At 56.8% G+C, this 24,136-nt stretch carries 22 protein-coding genes and 1 other RNA gene; 16 read left to right on the top strand and 7 right to left on the bottom strand.

Annotated elements, in window-relative coordinates:
• Positions 1 to 26 precede the first annotated feature (26 nt).
• Positions 27 to 1,619, top strand: coding sequence for a protein translocase subunit SecD (gene secD, locus BQ8290_RS14555; RefSeq protein ID WP_108791495.1), 1,593 nt, complete (start codon positions 27 to 29; stop codon positions 1,617 to 1,619).
• Positions 1,620 to 1,635: 16 nt separating this feature from the next.
• Positions 1,636 to 2,613 carry a protein translocase subunit SecF gene (secF, locus tag BQ8290_RS14550; protein WP_108791493.1) on the top strand — a complete coding sequence of 326 codons (978 nt, stop codon included), beginning with the start codon at positions 1,636 to 1,638 and terminating at the stop codon, positions 2,611 to 2,613.
• Positions 2,614 to 2,659: 46 nt separating this feature from the next.
• Here the strand turns inward: secF and BQ8290_RS14545 are convergent, their stop codons facing one another.
• On the bottom strand, positions 2,660 to 3,841 hold the full coding sequence (locus tag BQ8290_RS14545) for a glycosyltransferase (RefSeq protein ID WP_108791491.1): 1,182 nt from the start codon (positions 3,839 to 3,841) through the stop codon (positions 2,660 to 2,662).
• A 130-nt stretch (positions 3,842 to 3,971) separates the two neighbouring features.
• On the bottom strand, positions 3,972 to 4,553 hold the full coding sequence (locus BQ8290_RS14540; protein ID WP_108791489.1) for a helix-turn-helix domain-containing protein: 582 nt from the start codon (positions 4,551 to 4,553) through the stop codon (positions 3,972 to 3,974).
• 120 nt (positions 4,554 to 4,673) lie between these two features.
• Here BQ8290_RS14540 and BQ8290_RS14535 point away from each other — a divergent pair, with 120 nt between their 5' ends.
• Positions 4,674 to 5,147 (top strand): DUF6456 domain-containing protein, encoded by a 474-nt coding sequence (locus tag BQ8290_RS14535; RefSeq protein ID WP_108791487.1) that lies wholly within the window; start codon positions 4,674 to 4,676, stop codon positions 5,145 to 5,147.
• Between the two features lie 21 nt (positions 5,148 to 5,168).
• On the opposite strand, the gene BQ8290_RS14530 is transcribed toward BQ8290_RS14535, so the two are convergent.
• The 4 genes from BQ8290_RS14530 to BQ8290_RS14515 form a co-directional block, all read right to left on the bottom strand.
• Positions 5,169 to 5,528 (bottom strand): SnoaL-like domain-containing protein, encoded by a 360-nt coding sequence (locus tag BQ8290_RS14530; protein ID WP_108791485.1) that lies wholly within the window; start codon positions 5,526 to 5,528, stop codon positions 5,169 to 5,171.
• A 145-nt stretch (positions 5,529 to 5,673) separates the two neighbouring features.
• Complete coding sequence (locus tag BQ8290_RS14525; protein ID WP_108791483.1) at positions 5,674 to 6,267, bottom strand: uracil-DNA glycosylase family protein; 594 nt, start codon at positions 6,265 to 6,267, stop codon at positions 5,674 to 5,676.
• Entirely contained in the window at positions 6,264 to 8,081 is a 1,818-nt protein-coding gene (locus BQ8290_RS14520) for an ATP-binding cassette domain-containing protein (RefSeq protein WP_108791481.1), read from the bottom strand. Before BQ8290_RS14520 ends, BQ8290_RS14525 begins: the two co-directional genes overlap by 4 nt.
• An 83-nt stretch (positions 8,082 to 8,164) precedes the next feature.
• A complete protein-coding gene (locus tag BQ8290_RS14515) occupies positions 8,165 to 9,727 on the bottom strand; it encodes an amidohydrolase family protein (protein ID WP_108791479.1) in 1,563 nt (520 codons plus the stop codon).
• 133 nt (positions 9,728 to 9,860) lie between these two features.
• Between BQ8290_RS14515 and BQ8290_RS14510 the strand changes: the two genes are divergently transcribed.
• The 5 genes from BQ8290_RS14510 (at position 9,861) to BQ8290_RS14490 (ending at position 14,000) form a co-directional block, all read left to right on the top strand.
• Positions 9,861 to 10,616, top strand: coding sequence for an SIMPL domain-containing protein (locus BQ8290_RS14510; protein ID WP_108791477.1), 756 nt, complete (start codon positions 9,861 to 9,863; stop codon positions 10,614 to 10,616).
• A 66-nt stretch (positions 10,617 to 10,682) separates the two neighbouring features.
• Entirely contained in the window at positions 10,683 to 11,033 is a 351-nt protein-coding gene (locus BQ8290_RS14505) for a PepSY domain-containing protein (protein ID WP_108791475.1), read from the top strand.
• Between the two features lie 127 nt (positions 11,034 to 11,160).
• Positions 11,161 to 11,841, top strand: coding sequence for a response regulator (locus BQ8290_RS14500; RefSeq protein ID WP_108791473.1), 681 nt, complete (start codon positions 11,161 to 11,163; stop codon positions 11,839 to 11,841).
• 175 nt (positions 11,842 to 12,016) lie between these two features.
• The gene (locus BQ8290_RS14495; RefSeq protein ID WP_337661519.1) at positions 12,017 to 13,357 is read left to right on the top strand and encodes a sensor histidine kinase; all 1,341 of its coding nucleotides are present in this window, start codon (positions 12,017 to 12,019) and stop codon (positions 13,355 to 13,357) included.
• 157 nt (positions 13,358 to 13,514) lie between these two features.
• Entirely contained in the window at positions 13,515 to 14,000 is a 486-nt protein-coding gene (locus BQ8290_RS14490) for a hypothetical protein (RefSeq protein WP_337661451.1), read from the top strand.
• Positions 14,001 to 14,071: 71 nt separating this feature from the next.
• On the opposite strand, the gene BQ8290_RS14485 is transcribed toward BQ8290_RS14490, so the two are convergent.
• Entirely contained in the window at positions 14,072 to 14,401 is a 330-nt protein-coding gene (locus BQ8290_RS14485; RefSeq protein WP_108791469.1) for a chorismate mutase, read from the bottom strand.
• Between the two features lie 67 nt (positions 14,402 to 14,468).
• Here BQ8290_RS14485 and BQ8290_RS14480 point away from each other — a divergent pair, with 67 nt between their 5' ends.
• From BQ8290_RS14480 to lon, 8 genes are all read left to right on the top strand, one after another.
• Positions 14,469 to 15,479 carry a polyprenyl synthetase family protein gene (locus BQ8290_RS14480; RefSeq protein ID WP_108791467.1) on the top strand — a complete coding sequence of 337 codons (1,011 nt, stop codon included), beginning with the start codon at positions 14,469 to 14,471 and terminating at the stop codon, positions 15,477 to 15,479.
• Between the two features lie 19 nt (positions 15,480 to 15,498).
• On the top strand, positions 15,499 to 17,961 hold the full coding sequence (hrpB, locus tag BQ8290_RS14475) for an ATP-dependent helicase HrpB (RefSeq protein ID WP_108791465.1): 2,463 nt from the start codon (positions 15,499 to 15,501) through the stop codon (positions 17,959 to 17,961).
• 86 nt (positions 17,962 to 18,047) lie between these two features.
• Positions 18,048 to 18,326 (top strand): NADH dehydrogenase ubiquinone Fe-S protein 4, encoded by a 279-nt coding sequence (locus BQ8290_RS14470; protein WP_108791463.1) that lies wholly within the window; start codon positions 18,048 to 18,050, stop codon positions 18,324 to 18,326.
• A 35-nt stretch (positions 18,327 to 18,361) separates the two neighbouring features.
• Positions 18,362 to 18,456, top strand: an RNA gene (ffs, locus tag BQ8290_RS14465) — signal recognition particle sRNA small type.
• Between the two features lie 119 nt (positions 18,457 to 18,575).
• Positions 18,576 to 20,399 (top strand): DNA polymerase III subunit gamma/tau, encoded by a 1,824-nt coding sequence (locus tag BQ8290_RS14460; protein ID WP_337661450.1) that lies wholly within the window; start codon positions 18,576 to 18,578, stop codon positions 20,397 to 20,399.
• A gap of 34 nt (positions 20,400 to 20,433) precedes the next feature.
• Positions 20,434 to 20,775, top strand: coding sequence for a YbaB/EbfC family nucleoid-associated protein (locus tag BQ8290_RS14455; RefSeq protein WP_108792471.1), 342 nt, complete (start codon positions 20,434 to 20,436; stop codon positions 20,773 to 20,775).
• 45 nt (positions 20,776 to 20,820) lie between these two features.
• Complete coding sequence (locus BQ8290_RS14450) at positions 20,821 to 21,591, top strand: hypothetical protein (RefSeq protein WP_108791461.1); 771 nt, start codon at positions 20,821 to 20,823, stop codon at positions 21,589 to 21,591.
• Positions 21,592 to 21,711: 120 nt separating this feature from the next.
• Entirely contained in the window at positions 21,712 to 24,132 is a 2,421-nt protein-coding gene (lon, locus tag BQ8290_RS14445; RefSeq protein WP_108791459.1) for an endopeptidase La, read from the top strand.
• The last annotated feature ends 4 nt before the right edge of the window (positions 24,133 to 24,136 follow it).

The raw sequence follows: 24,136 nt of genomic DNA, 5'->3' as shown, positions 1-24,136 counted from the left end.
CGACATAAGGTTCAAACTGGGCTGCAATGCTTGAAACTCCCCTTTGGAAGAAGATTTCGCTTTGGGTGTTTACCCTCGCGATAGCGGCTGCGGCGGTCCCATCGTTGATGTCCGCCGCTGGCGTGGATCTTGGCGAAGATGCGCCACAGATTAATCTTGGTTTGGACCTTGCTGGTGGCTCGCACCTCTTGCTTGAGGGCGATGTGGAATATGTTCACAGCCAACGGCTCGAAAACATGGAAGAATCGGTTCGGCGCGCATTGGGCGATGCCAATCCGAGCATCGAGTTTGGCGATGTTTCTCGATCCGACGAGAGATTGTCGTTTATGTTGGACAGCGCGTCCGACATTGATCGCGTGCGCGGCCTGCTCGAACCCCTGATGATGGGCAACGGGTTGCAGCGCGAATGGGATTTTGAGGTCGCCGATGGACAGCGCATTGTCCTTGCCCAGACGGAAAACGGTAAAGCCGCAGCCCTAAGCACTGCGATGGACGGCGCGGTCGAAGTTGTCCGCCGCCGGATCGATTTGTTGGGCACACGCGAACCGACCATCATCCGGCAAGGCGATGAGCGCATTGTTGTTCAAGTGCCCGGTCTGGCCGATCCTCAACAATTGAAAGATCAATTGGGCCAAACGGCGGAATTGCAATTCAAACTGGTCGATCAGGCCGCGTTGCTCACCGAAACCGAAGCGGGCATCGCCAAGCCCGGCAGCCAGATTTTCCCTTACGCTGAAGACAGCGGATCTCTGCAAAGATTTCTCGCAGTCAAACGGCTCGGCGGGATCCGCGGGGATAGCCTGATCGAAGCGGGTGCGGGGGTTAATCCCCAAACCAACGAGAATGTCGTGAACATCAAGTTCGACATTCAAGGCGGTCAACGTTTCGCGGTGCTCAGCACGGAAAATGTGGGCGAACGCTTTGCTATCATCCTTGACGGCGAAGTGATTTCGGCTCCGAATTTCAACGAACCGATTTTGGGCGGATCAGCGCAAATCTCTGGCAACTTCACAGCCGAGAGCGCCCAGCAATTGGCGATTTCTTTGCAATCGGGCGCTTTGCCGGTCCCATTGACCGTCATCGAAGAACGCACAGTCAGCGCGGAATTGGGCGAACAATCCATCCGCAGCGGTATGTTGGCGATGATCATCGGCAGCCTCGCTGTGGTCGCCCTGATGGTGGCCACGTACGGCCGGTTTGGCGTGTACGCGACCATCGCTTTGGGCTTCAACGTCCTAATCCTATTGGGTGCGATGGCGATCGGTAACTTCACGCTGACCTTGCCGGGTATTGCCGGGTTTGTTCTGACGGCGGGTGCCGCGGTCGATGCAAACGTCCTGATCAATGAACGCATTCGCGAAGAGCGAAAGCGAGGGAAGAAGGTCATCACGGCGGTCGAGAATGGCTACAAAGAGGCCAGCCGCGCGATTTACGATGCGAACATCACAAACTTCATCGCCGGTGCGTTGTTGTTTGGGTTTGGCTCAGGACCGATCCGAGGGTTCGCCGTGGTGTTGGTCATCGGCCTTGCCACGTCGGTCTTTACGGCCCTGACGCTGACGAAAATGTGGGTTTCGGGCTATCTCGCCGCGAAACGTCCTAAAGATATCACGATTTAAGAAAGGGAGACGAGAGATGAAACTTTTGAAACTCGTACCCCAGGACACGAACATTAAGTTCCTGAAACTGCGCGTTCCGTTTTTTGCGTTCAGCATATTGTTGATGATCGCCAGTTGGACCTTGGTTGCGGTCAACGGTCTTAATCTTGGCATCGATTTTGTCGGCGGTCAGAAGATTGAGCTGACGTTTGAAGAGCAAGAACAGGCCCCAGTCGCGGAGCTGCGCGATCTGGTCGAAGGGCTTGGCTATGGCACGCCTGTCGTGCAAGAATTTGGCGCGCCAAACGTTGTCTCAATCCGCGTGCCGCTTCCCGAGAATGTCGATGAAACACCGGGCGCCGCAAACGAAATCGGCAATCAGGTGATTGCGACGATTTCTGAACAGTATGACGGTGTTCGTACCGACGGGAACGACACCGTTTCGGGCAAAGTCGCCGAGGAATTCAGCCAAGATGCGGGCCTCGCCCTGCTCGCCGCGATGTTGATGGTGGCGTTGTACATTTGGATCCGGTTTGAATGGCAATTTGGCGTCGGAGCGTTGTTCGCCTTGTTCCACGACGTCTCGCTGACTTTGGGCATGTTCTCCCTGTTCCAAATGGAGTTCAGCCTTCAGATTATCGCTGCCATTTTGGCCATCATTGGGTATTCGTTGAACGACACGATTGTTGTCTATGACCGCATTAGGGAAAACCTGAAAAAGTATCGCAAGATGCCGCTCCCTGAGCTGCTCGACCTGTCCGTGAACGAAACATTGGCGCGGACGGTTATGACCTCGCTGACCTTGCTGGTGGCGCTGCTGCCGCTGTTGCTGTTTGGTCCGGCCAGCCTGTTCGGATTGGTCGCGGCAATCACGGCCGGCTTGTTTATCGGCACCTATTCCAGCGTCTATCTCGCCGCACCGATCCTTATCTGGTTGGGCGTGACATCCGACAGCTTTATCCCGCAAGAAACCGAAGCGGATAAGCAGGAAAAGAAGGTCTTAGGTCAGCTTTGATGATGGCCGCATTGTTGCGGCCCTCATTACTGGCAAATCGGCTCGCTTAACCGGCCACCAACGCATCGTAATGCGCGGCCAGTTCAATCGCGTTCGTGTCCCAACTGAACCGTTCGACCATCGCGGCGACCGCTTGGCGCATGGGTGGGTTGTTGAGGATCGCATTCACCCCGGATGCGACGCTTTCTGGCGTGCGTTCGACCAGCCTTCCGGCGGTGTTGTTGGTGATCAATTCCCGCGCGCCGCCGACATCGCACGTCACGACCGGCGTGCCACAGGCGAGTGCTTCGACCCATGCATTGGCCAACCCTTCGTTCATCGTGGGCAACACCATAACATCGGCGGCGGAGAGAATTATCGGCAGCAAATCGTGATCGAGGGATCCGGCAAAATGGACCCGATCGGCAAGACCAAGATCGCGCGCCAATTGCCTCAAATGCGTTTCATCATCGCCTTTCCCAACAAGGATCAACCGCGCGCCTTCAATATTGGCGAGGGCGGCAATAGCAATATCCTGCCCTTTTCTTTCAATCAGTGCCCCAACACAGGCAAGCAGCGGGGCATTGGTGGGCAGATCAAAGCCCAATTCCGATCCAAGCTGCGCGCGCAATTGTGTGTGTTCCAACGGGCGAAACCGATCGCGATCTAGGCCGGTGTAATGCACCCTGATCTTGTCGCGAGTCATGCCGATATCGGCCATCTGTCCAGCCAAAGCTTCGCTTACGGCTAGGATGCCGTTGGCCTGCTGCGCGGCTTCCAACATTTGGTCGCGAGCAAAATCAATCTCACCCCAATAGGTGATGTCGCTGCCTCGGGCTTTTAACGAAAGCGGCACGCCAATTTGTCGTGCGATCCATGCCGCCGCCGGGCCATCGGGAAAGAAGAATTGTGCATCGATCACGTCTATCGGATCGTCGGCATGCAATTGTTTGATCAGGGGGAGGGCGGCTTTCGCAATAGCGGATGCATTGCGGCGCGCGCCCACCGCCGGGATCAATGTAAAGCGTGGCCGGTGCACCGTTACCCCGGCCTCTACGCCAACATCGTCCAAGGCGGACAACGCCCGGTACCGACCCAATGCGATGGGCGGCAATCCAATGGGGTTCACGACGGTCACTTTCCAATCGTTGCGTTTGGCAAAAGCTTCCAACGAACGGGCGACAAACGTGCCAAACCGCGGATTGACCGAATTGGGGTACAGCGTGCTGAGGACGACGACATGTTTCACGTGCGGGGACCCCGTTCGTGCGTGTGCGCCTGGTTCACTGTGCCTCCTCCAACATTTCGGATCGACGATACAAGCAGAGCGTTAACACGCGTTAATTCAGCGGCCATATTCTGCACGTCGATCGCGCCGATCATAGGGGCCGCACCAACATCGTCGCGACCGCAATCCACGGCGGGTTATCGACGACTTGTTGCTTGTTTCCCGCTTGTGAAGGGAGGATTCCGACCAATGTGCCCCGCCGATCGATCAGCCGCCCAAATGTGAACCGGCCACCCGTGCGCGGGATAAGGCAATCTCTGTTCATGGCCGATGCTGCATCATCGGGTTGAATTTGTTTCAGCCACACCATGTCACCGGGACGATATTCACCGACAGATGCCGTCACTTCCAACACCAGCATCGGGCCATCATCGCTCTGCGCTGCCATCTCTGTGGGTAGGATCGCTTCGCGCGGCGCGCTTAATGCCTCCGGATCGGACAATCCCAATTCTGCGACGACTTGCGCGCGCGGTTGTTCGTCGGAGCGAACCAAAATTTCGGGGTCCACGCCCAACGCTGTGCCAATCCGGTCCATCCAATTGATGGAAAGATTGCGCATACCCGTTTCCAATCGACCGATTGTCTGCGCCGTGGTCGGCGGATCGCACGCTTCGGCAAGGTCGGCGAGGGTGAGCCCTTTGGCTTTGCGAATTTCGCGGATCCTGTTGATCATCTGTGCGGTCCCATGGGTTAAAACTGTAATTGAACGCAGTTTGTCCTTTCCTACAGAATTGCGAATTTGGCAATAGAGAGCCTTGGAAATAACCAAAACGGCAAATCAGGAGAATCGGACATGAAGCGGCAATTGGTGGAACGCGAATTGACTTCGGAAGGTCCAAAACAAACCGGCGGCGTTGGGGCGAAAAGACGCAGCGTAACGGTCAATCTTGGCGAATCGCCGTTGGCTTGGCTGCATTCTCGCGGCCACATTGATGCGCGTTTGTATGAAGCCGGTGAGGCGCTGCGTCGGGATTATGAACGGGCGCAATTGTCTGCAAATGTAACGATGCGCTGGGATGCGGTGCGCATCCGTTCCACCGGGGAAAGGGGCCTTTCCGGCACGGAGAAGCAGATCGCCGCGAAACATCGGTTTGATGGCGCGCTAACGGCGGCAGGAAAAGGGTTGGAGGATATATTGTGGAGGGTTGTTTGCGCAGGCGAAGGGTTGCCCGACGCGGAAAAGACATTGGGTTGGCCCGCCCGCAGCGGTAAATTGGTGCTAAAATTGGCCTTGGATCGGGTTGCGGATTTTTACCGCATTTCGTGAACCAAAATGGTTATTTCGCGATCACCAATCATCCTGTGGGGAAAAGAACCGTTCTTCAATGATTTTGCCGTCTTTCAACGTGTAGAGGCCGATTTCGGACGATTTCGACCTTTCCCCCTGAAACGTCACGTCCATTGCAAAGCGGATGGCAAATTGATCGCCGTATACATACGGCCCCTCCATCGTCACCTCGTGCATTTCGGCGTTGTTGTCCCACCATGCGTGTTTAGCCAACAACGCCTCGCGCCCTTGTGTACGGGCGGTTTCACCCTCCATGGGTTCAAGGCTGACAATGTCATCGGACCAATAGGCCTGATAGCCGGCTTCGTCTTCTTCGATGAGCAGTTTGACGAAATCACGGGCGATCTGAGTGGTGTTCATGGGGGGCTCCATTGCAAAATCGGATGAGCCGCAAGGGTGATCTTATTGCGGCGCGAAGTCCAAATCTTTTGCGCTTAGGACCGTGTAACATGCGGTCCATGTCTCCGGTTTGGTTCTGGCGCTGTGGCGGTTTGCAATCGCACCGTTATGGCAATCGTTTGGCGACCTCTTTGCGCAATCGCGGCAAAACCTCGCTTTCATACCATGGGTGTTTGCTCATCCACATGCGGACGCGCCAAGAGGGATGCGGCAATGGCAGAATGGGCGCGGGATCGGCGTTGTCCAACCACGCGGTCCGAACACGTTCCGTCAATGTAAGCTTGCGCGTATCGGGAAGGTATTGGGATTGCGCATAGGCGCCAACCAACAGCGTCAATCGGGTTTCTGGCAACAAGGCAAGTATGCTGTCATGCCATGCGGGGGCACACTCTTTGCGCGGCGGAGCATCGCCGCTGTTCGCCTTGCCCGGATAGCAAAATCCCATTGGCATCAAGGCCAAGACATCGGGATCGTAGAACGTATCCTTGTCCATGCCCAACCAATCGCGCAATCGATCGCCGCTATCGTCATCCCATGGCACGCCGCTGGTATGGACGCGGGTTCCGGGTGCTTGTCCGATGATCAGAATGCGCGATTGCGGGGAGAATTGCACCACGGGGCGCGGGCCAAGTGGCAGATGTTCGGCACACAAAGTGCAGGCGGCGATGTCACGATGCAGGGCGGTTGCCTGATCGCTCATCCTTCCACCTGTTCGGCCAGCATCAGCCAGCGCTCCTCTGCTGCGTCCTTCTCCGAACGCGCGTTTTCGATGCCTTTAGAAATGGTGGCGAACCGTTTGGGATCGGAGGTGTAGAGTTCAGGATCGGCAAGGATCGCTTCGCCCTTGGTTATCGCCGTTTCCAAATCTTCGATGCGCGCGGGCAATTGCTCGTAATCGCGTTGATCTTTGTAAGAGAGCTTGTCGCTCTTTGGTGCGGCCTTCTTCGCCGGCGCAGCGGTATCGGTGGCAGATGCTGCCTTTGTCTTGCCTACGACCCGTTTGTTCCGCTTTGCCTCCCAATCGGCATAGCCGCCGGCAACAACGTCAACCGAGCCTGATCCATCCAAACCAAGCGTAACCGTCACTGTCTTATCCAGAAAGTCGCGATCGTGGCTGACGATCAAAACGGTGCCGTCGAAATCTGAAATGACCTCTTGCAAGAGGTCGAGTGTTTCGAGGTCAAGGTCGTTTGTGGGTTCATCAAGGACGAGCAGGTTTGCTGTGCGCGCAAATTCACGTGCCAAGAGCAAGCGGGACCGTTCGCCGCCCGATAGAATGCCGACGCGCGTGTCGACCAATTTGGGGTCGAACAGAAAGTCCTTGAGATAGGCCTGAACATGGGTGCGCGCACCGCGCACATCGATCCAATCGCCACCCTCGGCAAGGATATCGCGCACTGTCGCGTCCGGTTCGAGCAATCGGCGTTGCTGATCGATCATCACGCCGGTCAATGTGCTGGCGCGCGTGATGGTGCCGCTGTCGGGTTCCAACTCCCCTGTGAGCATCCGAAGCAATGTGGTTTTGCCCGCGCCGTTTGAGCCGACCATGCCGATCCGATCGCCGCGTTGAATCCTTAGCGAGAACGGTTTGATGACGGCTCGGCCGTCATAGGATTTTGTGATCTCTTCGGCGACAATCACCGATTTCGATTTGAACTCTGAATCGTTCGCCAATTGCAGCTTTGCCGAACCGCTGTCGGATATCATCGACGCGCGTGCCTCTCGCATTTGATAGAGCTTTTCGAGTCTGCCCTGATTGCGTTTGCGTCGCGCCGTAACGCCGCGTTCCAACCAATGCGCTTCAAGCTTGAGTTTCGCATCCAGCTTTTCAGCGGCTCGAGTCTCCTCGGCATAGACTTGCGCTTCCCAAGCCTCATACCCACCAAAGCCGACTTCCTTGCGGCGCAAAGTGCCCCGGTCCAACCACAAGGTCGCGCGGGTCAATCGTTTTAGGAAGGTCCGATCATGGCTGATCGTGATGAAGGCGCCTTTGTAACGCGACAGCCAATCCTCCAGCCAATCGATCGCGGCCAGATCAAGGTGGTTGGTCGGCTCATCCAAAAGCAACAAATCGGGTTCTTGCGCCAATGCCCGCGCAATCGCCGCGCGGCGCCGTTCACCGCCGCTCGCCGTGGCGGATTCGGTCGCCATATCGATCCCAAGTTGTCCCGCAATCGCATCCACTTCATGCGCGGCCGGTGCATCGTCACCGGCCATTGCGAAATCCATCAATGTCGCAAATGCGCTGAAATCTGGGTCTTGTTCAAGAAACACGATCCGCATGTTTGGTTTTACCCGCCGCGTCCCGCGATCGGATTCAATTTGATCGTCGATCAATTTCAGCAGGGTTGTTTTGCCTGCGCCGTTGCGGCCGATCAACGCCAGACGATCGCCCGGCATAATGTGCAAATCAATAGGTTCCGCGCCCACGCCCGGTTGGGGCCCGCCGAAAAGCCAGCGCGCGCCTTGTTGAAGGCCAAGGCCTTCCCAGGAAAGGATTGGAGGTTGTGCCATATTCGGCGCGAGTTAGGCGGTGGCACGGCACTCGGCAAGAGCGGATGCTTCAATCCAGACCCGCTGCATCCACAAATGGATGATTATGGCGTCGCCTCTTGTAGTTCAACCATGCGCGCGACATCTTCGAGCAAAGCGGGGGCATCGTAGACAATGCCGTCTTTGACGGTCCATCGCACGCCGCCAACGGTATCAATTCGATCCGTTTCTCGGTTGAGTCGACGATGGCCCGTGCCATACAATACCTTGAGATTGGCCAGTGGGTTTTCCGGCACGATGACTAGATCTGCCAACATTCCAGGACGGATAACGCCAAAGGGCGGCGCTTCGCCGGAGGCATCGTACAGTTCCGCCGCGCCGCTTTGCGTTGCGGCCTGTATCACTTCGAGAGGGGAGAGCCCCGCCTCGCGCAGCATTTCCAACTCGCTAATGTAAGAAAAGCCCCAAGTTTGATAAATGTAGCCGGGATCGGATCCCGCTGTGACCCGTCCGCCGCGGTCTTTAAAGTCGCGGGTTAGGGCAAACCAACGCTGGTAAAAGCGTCGCCATGCGATTTCATCTTCACTGGTCCAATCGTGATAATAGCTTCCGTGATTGACCAAGCTGGGTTCGAAAAACCGCATCAGCGATGGCAAGGTGTAACGGTCGTGCCAGTCGGCGTTGCGTGCCTTCATGACGTCGCGGCTGGCGGAATAAATGTTGAACGTTGGTGCAAGGGTTACATTTTCCGCCAGCAACAGATCGACATATTCATTCCACGCATCGCTGCCGGGTTCCACCGCTTGATCGGTGATCCGCGCGGCCCAACTAAACCGGGATTGTTCGTCCAAGTAATTGTAGTCGGGCGGGTATTGGGGAACAGTGCCGTCGCGCAATAAACTTTCAAAGTGTCCATAAAAGTGGGTGATGGATTGCAGACCGGATTTTGCCGCCTGCGCCGCGTTCATCCCGGCTACGCCGCGTTGCCCCAAATGGGCGACGGTGCCCATGCCGATCTTTTCCGCTTCATCAAGACCGGCTCTTACCAATTCGGGCGGGGCGAAATTGAAGAATTTCACCCCGACAAAGCCGCGCGCTTTTGCCTCGCGCACCCATGCGCGCGCGCCCGCATCGGTTGGCGTGAAATCGCCCGTTCCGAACACGGCATAGGGGAATAGACGCGGGGCGGTGATTGTGTTGGCCGCGCTGCGGGCGGCATCCGACACGCCGCGCGCATCAGGAAGAAAGTAGAATGGGACACCGCGCACCGATGTGACCCCATGTGCTAGCCACAATTTATAGCCATAAGATGGCTGGGGCGCTTTGCCTGGGTCGCCATTATGGCCGTGTGTATCTACGAAACCCGGCATCACATACATACCATCCGCTTCGACAACGTGATCTGCGGCGATGGTCGATCCGCCGCCGCGCACGATCCCCGCGATGCGGTTGCCACGAATGATAATGTCCACCGGCCCTTCGGGTGGGGCGCCGGTGCCGTCGATCATTGTCGCGCCGCGTATAAGGAGTGTTTCGTATGGCCCTTCGCCTTCGCCCGTTGGGCGATCCGGCACGTGTTCCATCGTTGTTTGCGCAAAAGAGGGCGCGGCGGTCGAAATCGAGCCGACAAGGCAAAGCGCAACGGCGGCTGCAATGGTGCGGATCATGGTGTTCTTTCCCCAAAGTATGAAATGCGGGTCTAGCGAGGGATTGGGGTAAGCGATACATCTTGAAATCGATATATTCAGTCATCCGTCATCCGCGCCCATGCAAAGGCATCGCAACTAAGAGGAACACAATATGATCAAATCCGCCCCATTTGCCCTTTGCGCCGCCTTGCTAGCATCGACCGGCATCGCCGCCTTTCCTGCCCATGCAACGACGGTGGAGATCGCGGCGGAAGGTCCCGTGATTGAATTGTCGGTGTATGAAACCGTCACGGCCGAACCCGATCTGGTGACAATTGGCGCGGGGGTTTCGACACAGGCGCCCACAGCCGTTGAAGCGATGCGGCAGAATTCGGTAGAAATGCGCCGGGTGATTGATCAAATTTTGGCGCTGGGCGTGGCGGACGAGGATATCCAAACCACCGGCATCAGTTTGAACGCGCAATATGATTATGACCGCGCAAACCAACGACAAGTGTTTCGTGGGTATCAGGTTTCAAACCGTGTGAGCGTGAAATTGCGCGATGTTGATGCGACGGGCGCGGCTTTGGATGCATTGGTGTCGGCGGGCGCGACCAATTTGTCGGGACCCAGTTTCAGCATCGAAGACGACGAAGCGGCCAAGGATTTGGCGCGTGCTCGCGCGGTTGAACGCGCCGAACAAAGGGCGCAAAGTTACGCCGAGATGGTCGGCTATGACGGGGTGAGGGTGCTTTCAATTAGCGAGGCAATCCAAGGCCGGAGCGCTGTTCCACAAATGGAGGCGCGCAGCGTGGCTCTGGATGTTTCTGCCTCGGCGCCTGTGCAACCTGGCCAAGTCAGCACAGGTGTTAGCATCACCATCAAATATGAGATGACGAACGCGAATGGCGAACCGACATCGTCATAACTTAACAGCAAACCCGATCATTATTCACAGCTTGTTCAAGGCGCTGTGTGTAGGCATGATAATACGATGTCACGCAAACGCTCTCTTTTGGCCGGAATGGCCGCCTCTGCCGTCCTAATCGGCCTTGGTGCTGTGTCTGCGGGATCGGCATCCGCATTGGCCGCGGATGGCGCCAGCAATCAAGACCAATCGCGCAGCGATCAAGGCGATGCCCGCCGTGAGATGCGGGCCGGCAATCAATTGTCCTTGCGAGAGATCGAACGCCGCATCCTGCCGCAAATGCGCGGGAGCGAGTATCTGGGGCCGTCCTACGACAGCACGGCGCGCGCCTACCGGCTCAAATTCATTCGCGAAGGGCGTGTGACCTATATTGATGTCGACGCGCGCACCGGCCGCATTATCAGCCGCGCGAATTAGGGTATCGTTTGACAATCTTAAACATTCGCCGGGGGACTAAGCGTGCGATGCAACGTGCCACTCGCTTGACGAGAGCACTGCAAACGCGCAGTCAACAGGCCAAGAATTTACAGAAAAATGGTGGATTATGCGCATTCTGATCGTCGAAGACGAACCCACTCTCGGCCAGCAATTGAAATCAACCCTCGAACAGACCGGTTATGCCGTAGATCTGTCGACGGATGGTGAAGATGGCCACTTTTTGGGCAGTACGGAGGATTACGACGCTTGTATCCTCGACCTCGGCCTTCCCGAGATAGATGGTCTGTCGGTCCTAGGCATGTGGCGCAAAGAGGGGCGTGATTTCCCTGTGCTCGTCCTAACCGCGCGGGATAGCTGGTCCGATAAAGTTGCCGGTTTGGATGCAGGCGCGGACGATTATCTCGCCAAACCGTTCCAAACCGAAGAGCTTATTGCGCGGCTGCGCGCTCTGATCCGTCGGGCATCGGGCAACACATCGAGCGAGCTGACCGCAGGCAATGTCCGGCTGGACACGCGTTCTGGCCGCGTGACGTTGGATGGTGAACCGGTCAAATTGACCGCGCAGGAATACAAATTGCTCAGCTATCTGATGCACCACAAAGGGAAAGTGGTGAGCCGGACTGAGTTGATCGAACACATTTATGACCAAGATTTTGACCGTGATTCCAACACGATCGAAGTTTTCGTCACCCGCATTCGTAAGAAACTTGGTGCAGAGGTAATCACTACGATCCGTGGCCTCGGTTACAGCCTCGACGACCCCGCAGACGCGCCAAGAGCCAACTAAAGGCGCGCGCGACCGCGAAGGGTCCAATCACGGAGCGGGCGCGGTAGACGCGCCTGAACCCGGTGTTGTGCCTGATATTGATCAGAACGCCATTGATGACGGCTCCGTTGGCGAAAGTGCGGTGTCGGGCGGAGCTGCATCCGCGCCCACCTCTCGAGCGAGCCTTGCCCGGCGCATGGGCTTTATCGCAGCGGGATGGATTATCGTTTTGCTTTTGGGCGGCGGCATCGCGCTCGAACGCACTTTGACCTCGCAAGTCAAAGAGAACTTTGATGATCAACTCCAATACCAATTGACCGCGATGATCACGTCGGCGGAGGTCGATTCATTCGGGGCGGTCTGGTTTGAACGCAGTTTGGGCGATCAACGCTATCTTGAGCCCAATAGCGGGGTGTATTGGCAAATCAGCGGCACCGGTTTTGATCCTTGGCCATCGCGCAGCCTTTGGGATCGCACCTTGGACCTTAGAGGTGCAAGCGATGAGGTCGGGCATTTCGACAGCGGGGTTCACTTCTACAACTCCGATCAATTCGAAGGCGAAAATCTGCGCCTTGCCGAACGCACGGTTATTCTGCCGGGCAGCGAGACGCAGTGGACTTTCGCCGTTGCGATGGCGACGGATCCTATGGATGAGCAAATCCAGCAAGTCCGGTCGATCCTAATCTGGAGCTTTGTCGTCTTGGGGCTTGGCCTTTTTGTCATGACCCTGATGCAGATCCGACTGGGTCTTTCGCCCCTGCGCAGAGTTCGCGCCGCAATCCAAAAATTGCGCACGACGGGCGAAAACCGGATCACCGATCCTTTGCCTGCAGAAGTCGAACCGTTGGTCGAAGAGGTCAACGCGCTGCTTGAACACACCGAGCGTCAGGCTGAGGAAGCGCGCACCCATGCGGGCAACCTTGCCCATGCGTTGAAGACACCGCTTACGGTTTTGACCAATGCGGCGACGGCGCGGGCGTCCGACCTTAACGAAGCGGTCTTTCGCGAAACCCGCACGATGCAGCGCCACGTGGATCACCACCTCGCAAGGGCGCGTGCCGTCGGACGCAGAGCCGTGGGCCAAGCGCACACTGATGTCCGTCAAAGCGCAGAAGCCGTGCGGCGGGCGGTCGAACGGCTGTATCCGAGCGGTCGATTGGACATTGCAGGAAGCAAAGACGCAATGGTTGCGATTGAGCGTCAGGATCTGGATGAGATACTTGGCAACTTGATCGAGAACGCGGCCAAATATGGCGGCGGCAGCGTTTTCGTGACGCTTGATGTCGATTCCGTCGAAGGTGAACCCAGCGGTCCTTTGTGCCGTATCTGGGTCGAAGATGATGGCGCAGGTATTCCAGAAGAAGAGCGCACCCGCATCTTTGATCGGGGCGCACGATTGGACACGGGTAAGCCGGGCACAGGCCTTGGCCTAGCGATTGTGCGTGACGTGGCCGAAATTTACGGTGGCTCCGTCACTCTGGGTGAGAGTGAAGATTTGGGTGGCCTATTGGTTGAATTGCGTTTGCCTAGAGCATGATTGACTGAAGCCTAGTGCCCTTGTCACGGCGCGAATATGCGAATTCATCCGGTGTTCAACGCTGTTTTGGGAACAACGCATTTCAAAGGGAGGCACCACAATGATTGTAAGAACAGCGCTTTCATTATCGGTCATGGTTTTGTTGGGGGCTTGCGCAATGGCACCCACCCAACAAAGGTTTGCCGGGGAACGCACCGTCTTTCACAATCCCTACGCATCGCCGGCATTGTCCAACGGCCCAGTCGGTCCGGGGGCTTGCGCAGATCAACCGGCAAGCGATCAATGCTGGATCGAAGGGCTCGTGTATCCCGGTCGCGGCAATTTCGCCTACGATCGAAATGGCAATCGGATTCAATTGTCTCGTTCGGATCGTAGAGAATTGCGCCGCCGGTTTGAACTCATCCGTGATCAGGCGGAAATCAATCGCCGTGTGGCGGAGTTCAACGCGCAGCAGGCGAATTTGCCACCCAATCCCGTTCCCAACGCCCCGCCAATCTTGGATCGCACCGCCGGTGGAACAGGCAATGGGCCGCCCGATCTGGGGCAGCCACCTTTGGAGGGTGGTAATTCAGGCGGCGGGAGCGATGGCCATACACCTACCCCACCGCCGCCGGTTCCTTCGGGTCAAAACCAACCGCGTTGACGCAATTTCGTTAAAACCAATCGACCTAAGCTGAGTGAACGGCAATTGGGCGCGCAGCCGGATCCATCCGATTATTTGCTGCGGGCCTTTTCATGGTGCCGGATCACTTCGTCGATGATGAAGCGAAGGAATTTCTCACTGAATTCCGGGTCCAAATCGGCGGCCTCTGATAGGGCGCGCAGACGCTCAATTTGGCGTTTCTCTCGCTCTGGATCGGCGGGCGGCAACGTCACCTTGGCTTTGTATTCCCCAACAGCTTGGGTGATACGGAATCGTTCGGCGAGCATATGAATGATCGCGGCATCGATGTTGTCGATGCTTTTGCGGAATGTCGCCAGCATTTGATCTTCGCCATCGGATGAGGCGGAGGATGATGACTGGCTTTGCGTTTCATGCGGCATAGGACGACAAATTAGCAGCAATTGAGCGCTTGCCAAGCATCCGAACCTGCCCTTATTGCGCATAACTATGTCCGCAGAAGTCGTTCCCTTGCCTCGTAAACAGCCGACCCTTGATCCTATGCTGGCTTTAACAGCCAATGGGATGAACTCGGTGAACGCTGTTATCCTTGACCGGATGCAGAGCGAAATTCCGTTGATCCCGCGCTTAGCTGGCCATTTGATTTCGGGCGGCGGCAAACGACTTCGCCCGATGCTGACGCTGGCTGGTGCGGAATTGGTCGGGTATCAGGGAACACGCCATCACAAATTGGCGGCGGCGGTTGAATTCATTCACACGGCAACATTGCTGCACGATGATGTCGTGGATGGCAGCGAACTGCGCCGTGGCAAGGCGGCAGCCAACATTATCTTCGGCAATCCAGCGACCGTTCTGGTCGGCGATTTTCTCTTCAGCCGCGCGTTTGAATTGATGACAGAGGACGGCTCCTTAAAGGTCCTCAAAATCCTAAGCCATGCGAGCGCAGTGATCGCCGAAGGCGAAGTGTCGCAATTGACGGCGCAACGCCAAATTGAAACGAGCGAAGAGCGCTATCTGCACATTATCGGAGCAAAGACCGCTGCCCTGTTCGCAGCGGCCAGTCAAATCAGCGCCGTCGTGGCAGAATGCAGCGAAGAGCAAGAGCGCGCCCTAGAAGATTTTGGCCGCAATTTGGGCGTGGCGTTCCAATTGGTCGATGATGCCATCGACTACGATTCCGACGCTGCGGAAATGGGCAAAGACCAAGGCGATGATTTTCGCGAGGGCAAAATGACCTTGCCGGTAATCTTGGCACATGCGCGCGGCGACGAAACAGAGCGAAAGTTTTGGAAAGACGCGATTTTGGGGCATCGCAGTTCAGACGAAGATTTGGCTCACGCCATTTCTTTGATCGAAAAGCACAACGCGTTGGAAGACACGCGTGATCGCGCGCGGCATTTTGTGAACCGTGCAATCGATGCGATTTCAATCTTCCCCGACGGCAAAGCTCGCGCGGCTATGACAGAGGCGGCTCAGTTCGCGGTCGCGCGCGGATATTGACCGCGTTGCTGCATCGGGCGTGAGCCCTGATCTTCCCATTTACGCTGTGCTGCCCGCTCTGCGGGATGCACTTTCACGTGCGGGGGCGGTTGGAGGTTCCGCCGTCCTAATTGCGCCGCCGGGTGCGGGCAAAACCACGGCGGTCGCGCCCGACCTGTTGAATGAGGCATGGTGCACAGGGCAGATTATTCTCACTTCCCCGCGCAGAGTTGCGGCGCGCGCCGCAGCGGAGCGAATGGCGGAGATGTTGGGTGAGCGGCCGGGCGAAACCATCGGCTATATGACCCGCCTCGACAGCAAATCGTCGGCAAAGACCCGCGTGCTGGTCGTGACAGAGGCCATATTGGTCAATCGCTTGATCGATGACCCTGAATTGCCGGGCGTTTCCGCAATCCTTTTTGACGAAGCGCATGAACGGCACCTCGACAGCGATCTGGGTTTGGCTCTTGCATTGGAGTCGCGCGACGTGTTGCGCGAGGACCTGCGCATTCTGGTTATGTCTGCCACGATCGATGGAGGTCGGTTCGCCGATTTACTGGGTGATGACGCGCCGACTATTGAAAGTGAGGGACGCAGTTTTCCCCTGACGATCAAGTGGTTTGGCGCCAATCCTACGCAACGGGTTGAAGAACAAGTTGCCGCCGCCGTGATGGCCGCATGGCGCGATGAAAAGGGCGACATTTTGGCGTTCTTACCCGGTGTTGGAGAGATCGAACGGACGCGAGAAAGGCTGGAAGCGAAATTGCCCGACACGCCGATTATGCCGCTTCACGGTCAAGTCGATCCGGCGGGACAGCGTGCGGCGATTCGCCGCGATGATCGCGGCCGGCGACGGATTGTTTTGGCCAGTGCGATTGCGGAGACGTCACTCACTCTCGATGGTGTTGCGGTTGTTGTCGACAGCGGTTTGGCGCGTTTTGCGGAACATGACCGTGCCGCTGGCACGACGCATCTGGTGACACAGCGGGCCAGCCAAGCGGCGGCGGCGCAGAGGGCGGGGCGTGCGGCGCGACAAGAGCCCGGCATCGCCTATCGGTTATGGGAAGAAGGCGGCCATTTGGGGCGACCCGATTTCGCACCGCCTGAAATTGAGACAGCGGATTTGTCCGCATTGCTGCTCAAATTGGCGAAATGGGGCGAGTCCGATCCTCAAGCGTTGCGATGGCTCGATCCACCGCCAAATGCATCGGTCGAAGCGGCCCGCAGCAATTTGGTGGCGTTGAATGCGCTCAATCCGGATGGACAGATCACCGAATGGGGCGTTGCGATGGCTTCTATGCCCATGGCGCCCACGCACGCCGCGGCTGTTATTCACGGTGCGCGATCTGGATGCGGAGAAGATGCTGCCCGGCTGGTTATGCTGCTTCAAGAGCGCGGATTGGGTGGACGCGGTGAAGATTTGGCGCAGCGCCTATCACGGTGGCACGGCGATCCGTCTAGGCGGGCGAAGAGCGCAGCACGGATCGCAAAGGGCTGGACGCAAAGCGCGGCGAATTTGTCTTTGGCCATTAGCGGCAATGCCATTGGAAACGACTTGGAACCCGCAGAATGTCTTGCGTTGGCGCGGCCCGATTTTGTGGCGAAGCGGCGCGATCCACAAGGCGCGCAATGGATCAGCGCGGGCGGCCGTGGGTTTCAACTGGATCCAGCGTCTCCTTTGGCGCGGGCGGAATGGATTGTGATCGGTGATGCGCAGGGACAGGCAAAGGGCGCCCGCATCACCGCCGCCATCGAATTGTCCGCCCCGCAAGTGGAGCGCTTGTTTGCAGAACAACTTCAAGAGCGATCCACAGCGCGTTGGAATCCCGAAAAAAAGCGAGTTGAAGCGCGACGAGAAAGGCGATTGGGGGCGATAACGTTGAAAAGCGGGCCCGACCCACAACCTGACCCCGATCTGTATGTGGGTATCCTTGTGGAGAATCTTCTGGATAACTTGGGGGAATATATGCCGCCGGGTTTCTTAGAGCGTGTCGCATTTGCCGAGATTGGCGAGCTTTCCGAAGAGAATTTGCGCGCGCAATCGTCAATTTGGTTGGAACCCTTATTGGCAGGACGGCGTGATCTTGAATTGGGGCCAGGGCGATTGTCCGATGCCGCGTTGTCTTTGCTCGATTGGGAAACCCGTCAATGGCTGGATGCTGCCGCACCTATTCAGTTCACCTCCGCCGCCCAGACACAGCACCGGATCGATTATTCCGGCGACGATGCACCCAGTGTGGAGGTGCGCGTCCAAGCGCTTTTTGGTTTGGATGAACATCCAATGGTTGGGCGCGGGCAGGGGGCGACCCCGCTTCTTCTAAAGCTCACCAGCCCAGCGGGGCGCCCAATTCAATCGACCCGCGATTTGCCGGGTTTTTGGCGTGGGTCATGGGCTGACGTGGCCAAAGATATGAAGGGGCGTTACCCCAAGCATCGCTGGCCAGAACAGCCATGGACAGAAAAGCCGAGCCTAAAAACCAAAAACGCCTTCAATCGAACCTGATTTTGGACTAACGCAGCGCTGCGCAGAGGGTTGGACCAAACCACCGCGACGCGGCCTAGGCCCGCTCAATCGAGGAATCAAGAAACATGTCCGCAAGAATTTATCAGCAACCCAAAAGCGCAATGCAATCGGGCAAGGCCAAGGTCGATACGTGGGTTCTGGAATTTGAACAAAGCGAGGCGCGTAGACCCGACCCGCTTATGGGATGGACCGGCAGCGGCGACACGCAGGCACAGGTAAAGTTGACCTTTCCAGACAAAGACGCGGCCAAGGCGTATGCTGAAAAACACGGTATTTCGGCCCGCGTGCATGCCACCCCTGCGAAGACTTTAAAGCTTCAGGCATACGCCGATAACTTCAAGTGAGTTGATTTTCGCGATCGGGCTCTCCATATGGCCCACCGGGAGTCGGGTGGACGTTTGCGTTCGCTCACCGGGTCAGGTCCGGAAGGAAGCAGCCCAGGTGAATTGCTGCGGGTCGCTCGGCTCCTTTTTTGAATGCACCGCGCTTTTTGGGGCGCTGGTCGGGCAGATTGCTCTTCACCTGTGCATTTACCCCAATTCTCCTGCAATCCCGGCGATGACAAAGCGCGCGCAAGCGCCTAGCTTGATTGCGTGACTGATTCCGATCCAAATCTGCCCGAAGACGAAGCGGAGAACACTCCGTCGGCCGCCGAGCTCGAAGCGGCGGGTCAAAATTCTATGTTCGGCGATGCGCCACCTGCCGAACCGGCGGCGCAGCCATCGCCAGAATCGAGGGGTGAACCGATGACTGGTGGGGCTCCAGCACAATCGCCGGAGGTCAATCAGCCTTATCGCGTCCTTGCGCGCAAATATCGCCCGCAAACCTTTTCGGAATTGATCGGCCAAGAACCGATGGTCCGCACGCTAGGCAACGCGATCGAGCGGGACCGGCTGGCGCATGCGTTTTTGATGACCGGCGTCCGCGGTGTCGGCAAGACATCGACCGCGCGGTTGATCGCAAAGGCGCTGAATTGTGTGGGACCAGATGGAACTGGCGGTCCAACGATTGATCCTTGTGGTCAATGCGAGCCATGTCGAGCGATCGCCGAAGGGCGTCACATTGATGTGATCGAAATGGATGCCGCGTCGCACACCGGCGTCGACGATGTGCGTGAGATCATCGAACAGGTCCGCTATGCGGCGGTTTCGGCGCGCTACAAAATCTACATCATCGATGAGGTTCACATGCTTTCCCGCAACGCTTTCAATGCGTTGCTAAAGACTCTTGAAGAGCCGCCTGCGCATGTGAAATTCCTATTCGCCACGACCGAAGTTGAAAAACTGCCGGTCACTGTTTTGAGCCGAACTCAACGGTTTGATCTGCGCCGCATACCGGCCGCTATGTTGGCACAGCATTTCGGCAAAGTGTGCTCCTTAGAAGGGGTTGAGGCGGAAGAAGAGGCGCTGCGCATTATCGCTGCATCGGCTGAGGGATCGGTTCGCGACGGCTTGTCGATTTTGGACCAGGCGATCGCCCACGCCGATATGGATGCAGACGGCAACGTATCGGCAGAACGTGTGCGCGATATGCTGGGCCTGGCCGATAAAAGCGCACAACGGCGTTTGTTGGGTGCGGTGATGGCGGGCGATGCGAAGGCTTTGCTTGATGGGATTGAAGAGCAATACGCTTTGGGTGTTGAACCTCTCGCGTTGATGCGTGCTCTGATGGATCTGGTTCATCGCATTACAATCGCTCAAGTTTCCGGCGGCGAACCCGATGCGCCGAGCGAGGATGAGCGCGCGGCATTGGCTGAATTTGCGTCCAAGTTGAGCACGCCTCAATTGCACCGCTTGTGGCAATTGCTGCTTAAGGGGCATGACGAAGTGCGTCAGGCGCCCGATCCGCTAGTCTCTCTGCAAATGGCGCTTTTGCGCGTGTTGCACGCGTCCGACATGCCGGATCCCGGTAAACTGGCAAAGCGGATTGAAGAATTGGCACAGGCCGGACCAGCGCCCAGCATGGATGGTGCCGGACCAGCGGCCGAAACCCAGACGGGACAAAGCTCTGGTGCTGCTTCATCGGGCGCTGCGGTAGACTGGGTTGAGCTCGTCGACCGGGTCGACAACGCCGGACAATTGCGCGTCGCCCAGATGATGCGCGATCGCGTGCGGGTGATCGAATTGAGTTCAGAACGGCTGATCTTTGAACAGGCCGACGACTACAGTGATGATCCTATCCCTGATATTCGCGACGCTCTTTTTAAATTGACCGGCAAACGGTGGTTGGTGGAACGCGGTTCGGGGGATGCGCAACCATCCCTTCGCGAAGCCAGCGACGCCGAAGCAAAGGCCGCCGAAGAACGGATTCGATCCAACCCGATGGTAAAGGCCGCATTCGAAGCATTCCATGATGCCGAATTGGTCGAACCGCAAAAGAATGTCGCGCGCGCAGCCGCTGGCGGCAAATGGAATTGACCTCAATAGAATTGAATTAAAGGACACCCCCGACATGAAAAGCATGGAAGAAATGATGCAAGCGGCACAGCAAGCCGCTGAGACGATCCAAAACCAAATGAACGATATGCAGGTGAAGCTGGATTCGATCGAAGTCGAAGGAACAGCCGGCGGCGGTCTGGTCAAAGTGCGTGCCACAGCAAAGGGTCGAATCCTTGGTGTCAGCATTGATGACAGCCTGATGAAGCCCGATGAAAAGCATATGGTCGAAGACCTTGTGACCGCGGCGTTCAACGATGCGCGGGACAAATCGGATCGTGTTTCGGAAGAGCAAATGAAAGAGATGCAAGGCGGTATGGGCCTCCCCGCAGGATTCAATCTTCCCGGCATGGGGTGAATTGGGGCGCTATTGGCCCGTCAAAATTTGCGTTGAGATTGAAACATGGGGCTGTTTGGGCCGTCTTTGCCGATTGATAGGGATGAGTTTGAATGGCTCTTGGCGTGCTTTGCGTGGATCGATCAGAAATTAAGCGCGCAGGGCGCGGCGGAAGGCTTTACGCCTCAACTTGTTCTGCCCGGCGACGCCATATTTACCGATGCGGCCACCGCCAGCGATCTTTTCGAAGCCGTGAAACACGCTGCGGGCTTGGGACGCTGGGAATGCCGGTTGGAAAAGGGCGATGCGCGGCCTGAACGGTTGAACACCGGTTTGGATACAGGGCCTTTTTCACACAGCAGCGCGTTGGGTACATTCAGCATCGAAGGCAACACTCCGGTTATCCGATACGATCCAGCTTTGTTAAAGACCCCTGATGCTCTGACCGCGACCTTTGCTCATGAATTGTCGCATTTGCTCATTCATTCGCTGGGAATGCCGCCCGGCGGCGAGCCTTTGGAAGAGCACGCAACGGACTGCATGGCTGTGTACTTGGGCTTCGGCGTGTTTCTGGCCAACAGCGCCCGCAACTTCCGCCAATTCAGCGATGGAGCCATGCAAGGGTGGGAATCGCAAGCCTCTGGATATTTGTCAGAGAATGCGTTGGTCACAACATTGGCGATTTTTGAACGCCGGTTTCAGACGCGGCCCGAAACGCCTCAAGCACTAAAATCCTATCTGCATCCGGTCCATCGCAAGGCTTTGCGGTATTTGGACAAGCGTCATCCGGACGTGAAATCTGATATAGCCAGCATCGAATTGAGCGAATGGGCTTGATTGATCGTGTGCCGAACCGCGCTTTGCACAGTTATTAGATTGCCCCCATTGCGGGCATAAAGACCGCATCCCATATTCATCGAAACGGCGCGCCCAAATGGCGGCCTTGGACAACCATTTATGACACAGCATTTTCCTCTCCTGCCATTGCGCGATATTGTCGTTTTCCCTGGCATGGTCGTGCCGCTTTTTGTGGGTCGCGATAAATCGGTCGCGGCGTTGGAAGCGGCAATGGAATCCAGCAAAGACATTGTTTTGCTGGCGCAACTTGACCCCGGCTGTGATGATCCGGGTGACGATGATTTGTATGATGTTGGCGTTGTGGCTCAAGTGTTGCAATTGTTAAAATTGCCGGATGGCACCGTGCGCGTTCTGGTCGAAGGAAGCGCGCGCGCCAATCTAAAATCGCTCAGCCCGCAAGATGGCTATGTCTTGGCCGAAGTGGCGCTTGACGAGCCAGAAACTGTTGCGGGCAGCGAAGTCACGGCTTTGATGCGTCAAGTGGTCGATCAATTTGGCGAATACGCCAAGCTCAACAAAAAAATGGGCGAAGAAACCAATGTCGATCTTACCGATGTTGATGATGCCGGCGTCCTTGCCGACACAATCGCCGCCGCGCTGAACGCGAAGGTTTCCGACAAGCAATCGCTTCTAACCGAAATCAGCCCGCTGCGGCGCTTGGAATTGGTCATGGCGTTTATGGAAGGGGAATTGTCCGTCCTTCAGGTGGAGCGCAAAATCCGTGGCCGCGTGAAGCGCCAAATGGAAAAAACACAGCGCGAATATTATCTGAATGAGCAGCTTAAAGCGATTCAAAGCGAGCTGGGCGGCAGCGACGGCGAGGATGGTGATGAGATTGCCGAACTCACCGAGAAGATTGAGAAAACCAAGCTTTCGAAAGAAGCGAAGAGCAAAGCGAAGCTGGAGCTGAAGAAACTCAAAGGCATGCAGCCCATGAGCGCCGAGGCGACCGTGGTTCGCAACTATCTCGACGTGCTGTTGGGATTGCCTTGGGGCAAAAAATCCAAGGTCAAGAAAGACATCGTCAAGGCGCAAGGCGTGCTGGACGCGGATCACTATGGCTTGGAGAAAGTCAAAGATCGGATCATCGAATATCTCGCGGTTCAGGCGCGCACGAACAAGTTGAAGGGCCCAATCCTTTGCCTCGTCGGCCCGCCTGGCGTGGGTAAGACGTCGCTCGGAAAAAGCATCGCAAAGGCAACCGGACGGGAATTTGTTCGCCAATCGCTGGGTGGTGTTCGCGATGAGGCGGAGATCCGTGGTCACCGGCGGACTTATATTGGTTCGATGCCAGGCAAAATTGTGACCAACCTAAAGAAGGCTGGGACCAGCAATCCGTTGTTCTTGCTCGATGAGATTGACAAACTTGGCCAAGATTTCCGCGGCGACCCAGCATCTGCGTTGCTTGAAGTGTTGGACCCGGAACAGAACAACAGTTTTCAAGATCACTATCTCGAACTGGATCTGGACCTGTCGGACATCATGTTTGTGACGACGGCAAACAGTCTGGACTTGCCACAGCCTTTGCTGGATCGGATGGAGATCATCCGGCTCGAAGGGTACACCGAAGATGAAAAGGTCGAGATCGCCAAACGGCATTTGATTGAGAAGCAAGTCGAACAGCACGGCCTGAAAAAGGGCGAATTTGAGCTCACCGATGAAGGTTTGCGCGATCTGATCCGGTTTTACACACGCGAAGCGGGTGTGCGCACATTGGAGCGAGAGATTGCTCGGTTGGCGCGCAAAGCCCTGCGCAAGATCCTGGAGAAAGAAACCACGAGTGTCACGGTGACGCCGGACAATCTTGGCGAATTTGCTGGGGTCCGCAAATTCAAGCACGGCATGAGCGAAGATGAACCGCAAGTTGGAGCGGTAACCGGATTGGCGTGGACATCGGTTGGCGGCGAATTGCTGACCATCGAAAGTGTAACGACACCGGGCAAGGGTGAGGTGAAAACGACCGGTAAGCTGGGCGACGTTATGCAAGAAAGCATATCGGCGGCGTTCTCTTTCGTGAAAGCGCGCGCGCCCACTTATGGAATCAAGCCATCATTGTTCCATCGCAAAAACGTGCACATCCACTTGCCAGAGGGCGCCGTGCCCAAAGACGGGCCCAGCGCGGGCATCGGGATGGTCACTTCCATCGTTTCAACATTGACGGGTGCCAATGTGCGCCCGGAAGTTGCGATGACAGGTGAAGTCACATTGCGAGGACGCGTTCTGCCCATTGGCGGATTGAAAGAGAAATTGTTGGCGGCGTTGCGCGGCGGAATAACCACCGTCCTTATTCCGGAAGACAACGTCAAAGATCTCGCTGAGATTCCTGACAACGTAAAAGAAGGTTTGGAAATCGTCCCAGTCAGCCACGTTGATCAAGTGTTGGAGCGGGCATTGACTGATATGCCAACACCAATTGAGTGGACCGAGGCGGACGATTTGGCCTCTCAACCAGGGGCTCAACAGAAAACTGGCCCATCGGGTAGCGGCGGGGCAGGTTCGGACGTGCCAACCGCACATTGATCGG

Origin of the sequence: Erythrobacter sp. Alg231-14 (genome assembly GCF_900149685.1) — a bacterium.
In the GTDB taxonomy this organism is placed as follows: Bacteria; Pseudomonadota; Alphaproteobacteria; order Sphingomonadales; family Sphingomonadaceae; genus Erythrobacter.
Note: the sequence above shows the minus strand (reverse complement) of the source record. Positions and strands in the feature narration are given on the sequence as shown.

What these genes read in the sequence shown, in the direction of transcription:
- BQ8290_RS14500 (WP_108791473.1), top strand. Translation starts at nt 11,161, where the DNA reads ATGCGCATTCTGATCGTCGAAGACGAACCCACTCTCGGCCAGCAATTG.
- BQ8290_RS14485 (WP_108791469.1), bottom strand. Translation starts at nt 14,401, where the DNA reads ATGCCGCATGAAACGCAAAGCCAGTCATCATCCTCCGCCTCATCCGAT.
- BQ8290_RS14450 (WP_108791461.1), top strand. Translation starts at nt 20,821, where the DNA reads ATGGGGCTGTTTGGGCCGTCTTTGCCGATTGATAGGGATGAGTTTGAA.
- BQ8290_RS14530 (WP_108791485.1), bottom strand. Translation starts at nt 5,528, where the DNA reads ATGAACACCACTCAGATCGCCCGTGATTTCGTCAAACTGCTCATCGAA.
- secD (WP_108791495.1), top strand. Translation starts at nt 27, where the DNA reads ATGCTTGAAACTCCCCTTTGGAAGAAGATTTCGCTTTGGGTGTTTACC.
- BQ8290_RS14535 (WP_108791487.1), top strand. Translation starts at nt 4,674, where the DNA reads ATGAAGCGGCAATTGGTGGAACGCGAATTGACTTCGGAAGGTCCAAAA.
- BQ8290_RS14520 (WP_108791481.1), bottom strand. Translation starts at nt 8,081, where the DNA reads ATGGCACAACCTCCAATCCTTTCCTGGGAAGGCCTTGGCCTTCAACAA.
- BQ8290_RS14510 (WP_108791477.1), top strand. Translation starts at nt 9,861, where the DNA reads ATGATCAAATCCGCCCCATTTGCCCTTTGCGCCGCCTTGCTAGCATCG.
- BQ8290_RS14515 (WP_108791479.1), bottom strand. Translation starts at nt 9,727, where the DNA reads ATGATCCGCACCATTGCAGCCGCCGTTGCGCTTTGCCTTGTCGGCTCG.
- BQ8290_RS14525 (WP_108791483.1), bottom strand. Translation starts at nt 6,267, where the DNA reads ATGAGCGATCAGGCAACCGCCCTGCATCGTGACATCGCCGCCTGCACT.
- BQ8290_RS14455 (WP_108792471.1), top strand. Translation starts at nt 20,434, where the DNA reads ATGAAAAGCATGGAAGAAATGATGCAAGCGGCACAGCAAGCCGCTGAG.
- BQ8290_RS14480 (WP_108791467.1), top strand. Translation starts at nt 14,469, where the DNA reads ATGTCCGCAGAAGTCGTTCCCTTGCCTCGTAAACAGCCGACCCTTGAT.
- secF (WP_108791493.1), top strand. Translation starts at nt 1,636, where the DNA reads ATGAAACTTTTGAAACTCGTACCCCAGGACACGAACATTAAGTTCCTG.
- BQ8290_RS14495 (WP_337661519.1), top strand. Translation starts at nt 12,017, where the DNA reads ATGGGCTTTATCGCAGCGGGATGGATTATCGTTTTGCTTTTGGGCGGC.
- BQ8290_RS14470 (WP_108791463.1), top strand. Translation starts at nt 18,048, where the DNA reads ATGTCCGCAAGAATTTATCAGCAACCCAAAAGCGCAATGCAATCGGGC.
- BQ8290_RS14505 (WP_108791475.1), top strand. Translation starts at nt 10,683, where the DNA reads ATGTCACGCAAACGCTCTCTTTTGGCCGGAATGGCCGCCTCTGCCGTC.
- BQ8290_RS14540 (WP_108791489.1), bottom strand. Translation starts at nt 4,553, where the DNA reads ATGATCAACAGGATCCGCGAAATTCGCAAAGCCAAAGGGCTCACCCTC.
- BQ8290_RS14490 (WP_337661451.1), top strand. Translation starts at nt 13,515, where the DNA reads ATGGCACCCACCCAACAAAGGTTTGCCGGGGAACGCACCGTCTTTCAC.
- lon (WP_108791459.1), top strand. Translation starts at nt 21,712, where the DNA reads ATGACACAGCATTTTCCTCTCCTGCCATTGCGCGATATTGTCGTTTTC.